A 6000-nucleotide genomic window follows, 5' to 3' on the forward strand; every position below is an offset into this window, starting at 1 on the left:
CGTTAACAAGCTACAGGCAGATCCTCAAAAGTCTCTTAGAGGCTTTTGAGGGGTGGATGTTGCACATAGCTTTTTCGTAAAACGTAGATTGTATACTATAATGTAACAGCAGAAAAGCAGAACGAATGTAAGGAGAATTCGATTCGTTCTGCTTTTCTGTATTGTATTGTATAAAATTTTTTCTGTATTACACTGGCCATCCCGGAAGGATTGCACCGCCCTGAGCCGAAGGCTTGCCAGCCCGGAAATCTGGGAAGGATTTCTGCGGACTATGAGCCGAAGTCTCATCTTTAGTATCTCTTTTTTAGATAGATGTATTCCTTTATGCACAATTAATATATATAAATATAGTATAAAGTATTGACCAGAGTACACTTGATGAGTACACTAATAAATACATTTATAAAACGCAAACGATAATGCCTTAAACGCATGCATTACGTCTGACAGAGAACTGAAAACGGTTCCGGATTCCCGGTTCGTAATGGGAATCGATTATTTTATTCTGAGGGGGCATTATTGTGATTTCCTTTTTAGTAGCACTGGCCGCATTGATTGTGGGCTATATGGTATACGGCACATTGGTTGACCGTGTGTTTGGTCCGTCGGATCGCAAGACTCCGGCGGTACTTCATAATGATGGGGTGGATTATATTCCTCTTCCCACCTGGAAGGTATTCCTTATCCAGCTGCTCAATATTGCAGGACTGGGGCCGATTTTCGGCGCACTGGGCGGTGCTCTCTGGGGCCCTTCCATATATTTCTGGATTGTACTGGGAACTATTTTCGCCGGTGGTGTACATGACTACCTGTCCGGTATGATGTCCATGCGTGAAGATGGACATTCCATTTCTGAAATCGTTGGCAATGACATGGGAAAGACCATGCTTACGGTGATGCGTATATTCTCGGTTATCCTGCTTGTCCTGGTAGGTACGGTGTTCATGACTGGACCGGCCATGCTTCTTTCCAAGCTCACTGGCTGGGCCGTTATGCCGTGGCTTATCGTAGTACTGGGATATTATTTCCTGGCTACCATTCTTCCGATTGATAAGATTATTGCCCGTCTGTATCCGATTTTCGGTATCTGCCTGATTATCATGGCCGTAGGTATTGCCGGGGGCATGCTCCTGGGGGTAGGCGGTCATGTGATGCCGGAAATGGTTATGGCCAACCTGTATCCAGGAGAACATCAGCTGCCGATCTGGCCGCTTATGTTCATTACCGTAGCCTGTGGTGCGGTATCCGGTTTCCATTCCACCCAGTCTCCGCTTATGGCACGCTGCCTTAAGGATGAACGTTCGGGACGTCCGGTATTCTATGGCGCCATGGTAGCAGAAGGCGTCATTGCGCTCATCTGGGCTGCTGCCGGCATTACGTTCTTTGATGGTACAGCAGGCCTCCAGGCAGCGCTCAAGGCCGGTGGCCCTGGCGGTGCGGTATATGAAATCTGCACAGGCTATATGGGTACAGGCATCGGTGATGTACTGGCTATGCTTGGGGTTATTGCCTGCCCGATTACTTCCGGGGATACGGCATTCCGCTCTGCCCGTCTGACAATGGCTGACTGGTTTAAGATTGATCAGATGGGAATTGGCAAGCGTCTCATGCTGGCTATTCCGCTGCTGGCTATCGGCGGTGGTCTGTCTCAGATGGATTTCAATATTGTATGGCGGTATTTCTCCTGGTCAAACCAGGTTCTGGCTATGATTGTTCTCTGGACCGGTGCAGTTTATCTTTACAAGAAGTGTGAAAAGAGACTCGCCTGGGTTATCCCCTGCGTTCCGGCCACATTCATGTCCGTAGTGACATTTACTTATATTCTTCAGGCTAAGGAAGGTTTCCAGATGGATCCATCCATCACCTATCCGGCCGGTCTGGCGTTCGGTGCCGTATGCCTGGCCCTGTTCCTGAAGAACACGGTAATGAATTCTCAGGTAAAGAGAGCCTGCAGCACAGCCGACGGCTGAATAAACGGCGAATAAGAAGAACAGGAAGGAGTTCTGAACAGGAAGTTCGGGACTCCTTTTTGTATGGATAAAAGGCGTATAATAAAAATTAAGAGATGAACAGAGCTCATCTTCCTCTATATGGAACTGATCTTGATTTCCGTTTTTTATATCCTTGGAAGGGGGAGTGTATATGCATAATCGACAGAAGCGTATAGCGTGTGTATTGGCGCTTTGTCTTATGACTTCTGCCTGTGCGGTGCCGGTACATGCGAATCTGGCCGCTGGCATCTGGGCGGGCAGTGTGCTGGGCACTATATTTCATACGAATCACACCGGGGGAAGGTCTCCGGGGATTCACAGGAAAAATCAGCAGAAATATAAGGATGCCATGCATGTACTGGAAAACATGAACTGGGTCGGCGTAGCTAAAAGCTCCGGCGGAGATATGTACTTTGATCAGGATACGCTGAAGGAAACAAAAGAAGCGGATGGACGTCATGTGTATGCTACGGTAAAGGATACATTCACCCAGGAAGGAGCCAAAGCGCTGGCAGAAAGCAGTAAGGGACGTCTTAACGCTTCTGAGGTATCCTATTCCCTCTACGTGGTGGATTTCGGGGAAAAAGGATGCCGCATCGCTGGTCCGGTGTATTACTACGATAAGGACGGAAAAGAACTTCTTCACGTCAATGCTGCCCGTGCATTCCTGGATATCCAATCAAGAAACTTCGGTATTACCCTCCCCAAATCCTATACGGAAGGCAGTGTAGAAGCCATTATGAAAGAAAAGGTTTTCTCTTACGACGACCGGCTGAAGGAAGAGGAGCAGCAGGGATAAGCGGAAAGACAGGTTTGAAATTTGATAGTTGAGAGATAAAAAGCAACAGGGCTGTATAAGCCGAGGATTGCATACAATTCATTGTAAATTGACGGAGAAATACATTTTGTCCTATATCTCTGATTTGCAAAATAGAAAAAAGCCAGAAGTATGTAAGCTTCTGGCTTTTTCGATTTATTAATAGTTTATGGTTTCGCCGTCTTCCGGAATGTCATAGTTGGTTACGCCATAGTTCAGTAGCTTTCCTCGCATACTGTGACGGGTGATGGTGGCATGGGCTACGTTGTTGAAGTGGGTGAGATAGAGACGGGCATATGGGGCGGTCTGGGCGACGTTCCATACATCCTGGTCGTCCATGATAAGGCGGCCGTTTTCTTTTGTTTCAGCGGCGCAGGCGTTAAGGGCGATGACTTCCGGATGGTAGGTTTCAATGGCATTTTTTACACCATCATACCAGATAGTGTCACCAGCGAGGTAAAAAGTTTTCTCGTTTTCTGCTTCGAAGAGGACGCCCATGGCATCCCCGCAGGGGATGAAGGTGCCGTGGCGGGCCGGAATCTTGCGGAGAGTGACGCCTCCTGCTGTTATGCTTTTTTCTGAAAGGATGGTGATGTTCTGAAACCCGGATTTCTTCAGTATAGCCGCATCTCCTTCGTTCTGGCAGAAGATGGGGATGGTCTTGTTCAGTGGGGCGCCTACCGTGCCATCTTCGATGGAAATATCGATGTGGTCCGGATGAATGTGGGTGAGGACGATGAAGTCGACGTCTTTTAAGATTTCTTCTTTTGACATGGGAAGGTCATAGAAAGGCATTGGAAGGTGCTCTTTAAACGGGTCAGGTGTATGGTAGGGGAGGCCTGGTATATCGACGAAGCAGAAGGTGTGGCGTGGCATGAGCCAAGGGTCGATGAGGAATGTTTTTCCCGCATATTCCAGGCGGTTGGTTGCGTTTCTTATTTGTGTTATTTTCATAATATGTGGTATCTCCTTTTGTTGTACCCTTTATTTCTGATGGTTTCATTATAGAGGAGATGCGTAGCGAGGAAAAGAAGAGAAAACGGTGATTGAAGCAACTGTATGGTTGCTCTAAAATAGAAGCAGGAGGTGCCCTATGAATCAGAAACAGCTACAGTATTTTGTCACAGTTTACCAGACGAAAAATATACAAACAGCCGCAGACCGGCTGTTTGTTTCGCGTCAGGGGGTGAGCAAGGTCATCCGTCTACTTGAGGAAGAACTGGGTCAGAAGCTTTTCATCCGGAGTGTCAGAGGTGTCATTCCAACGGATTATGCAACGATTCTTCTGCCTCATGCCAGACAGCTGCTGGAAGAATATGACGCCATCCGCGGGCTCCACACGCTTGCGGCACAGGCGAAAAGCGTGGTCACTATTTATTCACTGGACCATGTGCTTGCCTATCTTGGAGCGTCCCTGATTGAAGATTTCCATAAAGCGCACCCCTCTATCATTCTCAGCGTAGTGGATACGACAGATGCCATGGCTCTGACTGCGCTGTCAGCGCAGCAGTGCAGCTTTGCTATGGTAACGGGGCCGTTGGATGAAACACGTTTTGAAGGAACGCCCCTCTTTTTCAGCAGTTACAGCGTACGGATGAACCGTGCTCATCCCCTGGCGAAGAAATCCTTTCTGACCTATGACGACCTGGATGGACAGACCATTATCAGCAAAGGCCGTGCCTATGACTGTTTCCGTCGCAATATTGATCAGCACATCCTCGTTCCCGGACGGAAAATTCATATACTCGCCGAGACGGCTGATGAAAGCATTATCCGGGAGCTTCTTCTGGAAAACCGGGCTATCAATATAGGTTATGACTATGCGGATGGTCTCTATCCGCATCCGGATATCATCAGCAGGACACTAAAGGCAGAAATCAGCGGTCAGATGATTTACCTCGTATCTAATTCCCAGATCCGCATGACAAAGGCAGGCCATCTCTTCCGAGAGTTCCTTCTGGAATGGATGAAAAAGAAAAATGCGGAAACGAAGTAAGCGGTAGATCTGATTTGCATGGACATACACTTCTTGTTTCTATTGAGGACAGCGTGTCAGCCCGATGTCCTGTCTCCTGAAAGAGAAAGAAGTTTTCCCGGTAATCTTCCTGGGGGCCGATTGCAGGCTCATGAGTTACCTCTCTTATGGAATTATCTTTCATCTGGTATTAACACTGGAAAGTAGATTCTGTAAATATGATAATCTTTTTGGTTCTGAGCTGGAGCTTTACCGTTATCAGGCAATAAAAAAATGCAGCGAATGCTGCATTTTTTGTTGTTTATTTTTATCTTATTCTACTACAGAAGAAACGTAATCGGTCATGCACAGAAATTCTCCTGCGTAAGTACCTCTGTACCCCATACCGAATGAAATTCTTCTGAACAGTGCTACAATGTTCTTCATCATGATCGATCCCCCGCTTTCTTAAATAGCTGTTGGTTTTTGATTTGTGAACACATTATAAAGTCTGAAAAGTCATTTGGCAATAGGGTAAAAAATATTTTTTTCTTTCACTTTTTTCGATGAAGTATAGTGAACTTTGATGAAAAATGGAAGAAAATAGAGAAAACAGGAGGAAATACCGGTGAATTTCCTGCCGGCTCATATCTATCAGAACCTATAATATTGGCATATATATAATTTCTGTTGACATTAGTTTTATTAATTTAGCCTATTTTGGGCGTTTTGGGGCACTTATGTACCATATATGGTACGGATAAATAACATAAGACCAGATTTCAGTTTATATTCCTAAACAGCCATATTACCTCATATGGCCCCACAGGGGCTCATATGCCCCCAAAATGGAAAAATATGGGGATATTTCTGTAAAAAAGTGTGATTTTATCGAGGTTTATCCAAGATTTTTAGTACATAGTACAAAAAATCTTTATAAGGAAAAGACAGGTACGAGAGCAGGGATTTGAGGAAAATCTGTATGTAAACATACTGTGAAAGAGAAAACAGACCGGGAACTTGAAAAGTTCCCTTATCTCACAGAATGAATTTGAATGGATAGGAGCAGGGGCTCGAAGGTTTCCCGTTCTGGAGAGAAAGGGGGACTATTCGCTTCAGCGAATGGTGGATAGTTGATTCCACTATGTTGAAGCATAGGAAAGCGTGCTGTTGTACGTTTGACTCTTATCCAGGTTTTCCCCGAAAGGAGGCCTTTATGTCTGCGTTTTACAAGGGGT

At 46.0% G+C, this 6000-nt stretch carries 4 protein-coding genes; 3 read left to right on the top strand and 1 reads right to left on the bottom strand.

All coding sequences use genetic code 11. From position 1 onward, the window contains the following. Window positions 1–521 precede the first annotated feature (521 nt). Both BLQ79_RS06990 and BLQ79_RS06995 read left to right on the top strand, forming a co-directional pair. The gene (locus BLQ79_RS06990; RefSeq protein WP_091365237.1) at window positions 522–1970 is read left to right on the top strand and encodes a carbon starvation CstA family protein; all 1449 of its coding nucleotides are present in this window, start codon (window positions 522–524) and stop codon (window positions 1968–1970) included. A 172-nt stretch (window positions 1971–2142) separates the two neighbouring features. Further along, window positions 2143–2790 carry a hypothetical protein gene (locus BLQ79_RS06995; protein WP_091365239.1) on the top strand — a complete coding sequence of 216 codons (648 nt, stop codon included), beginning with the start codon at window positions 2143–2145 and terminating at the stop codon, window positions 2788–2790. 177 nt (window positions 2791–2967) lie between these two features. Here the strand turns inward: BLQ79_RS06995 and BLQ79_RS07000 are convergent, their stop codons facing one another. Next, the gene (locus BLQ79_RS07000; RefSeq protein WP_091365241.1) at window positions 2968–3762 is read right to left on the bottom strand and encodes an MBL fold metallo-hydrolase; all 795 of its coding nucleotides are present in this window, start codon (window positions 3760–3762) and stop codon (window positions 2968–2970) included. Between the two features lie 139 nt (window positions 3763–3901). Here BLQ79_RS07000 and BLQ79_RS07005 point away from each other — a divergent pair, with 139 nt between their 5' ends. Beyond that, window positions 3902–4804, top strand: coding sequence for a LysR family transcriptional regulator (locus BLQ79_RS07005; RefSeq protein ID WP_091365243.1), 903 nt, complete (start codon window positions 3902–3904; stop codon window positions 4802–4804). Window positions 4805–6000: the final 1196 nt, after the last annotated feature.

It is taken from the genome of Dialister histaminiformans (assembly GCF_900103425.1).
GTDB lineage: Bacteria > Bacillota > Negativicutes > Veillonellales > Dialisteraceae > Allisonella > Allisonella histaminiformans.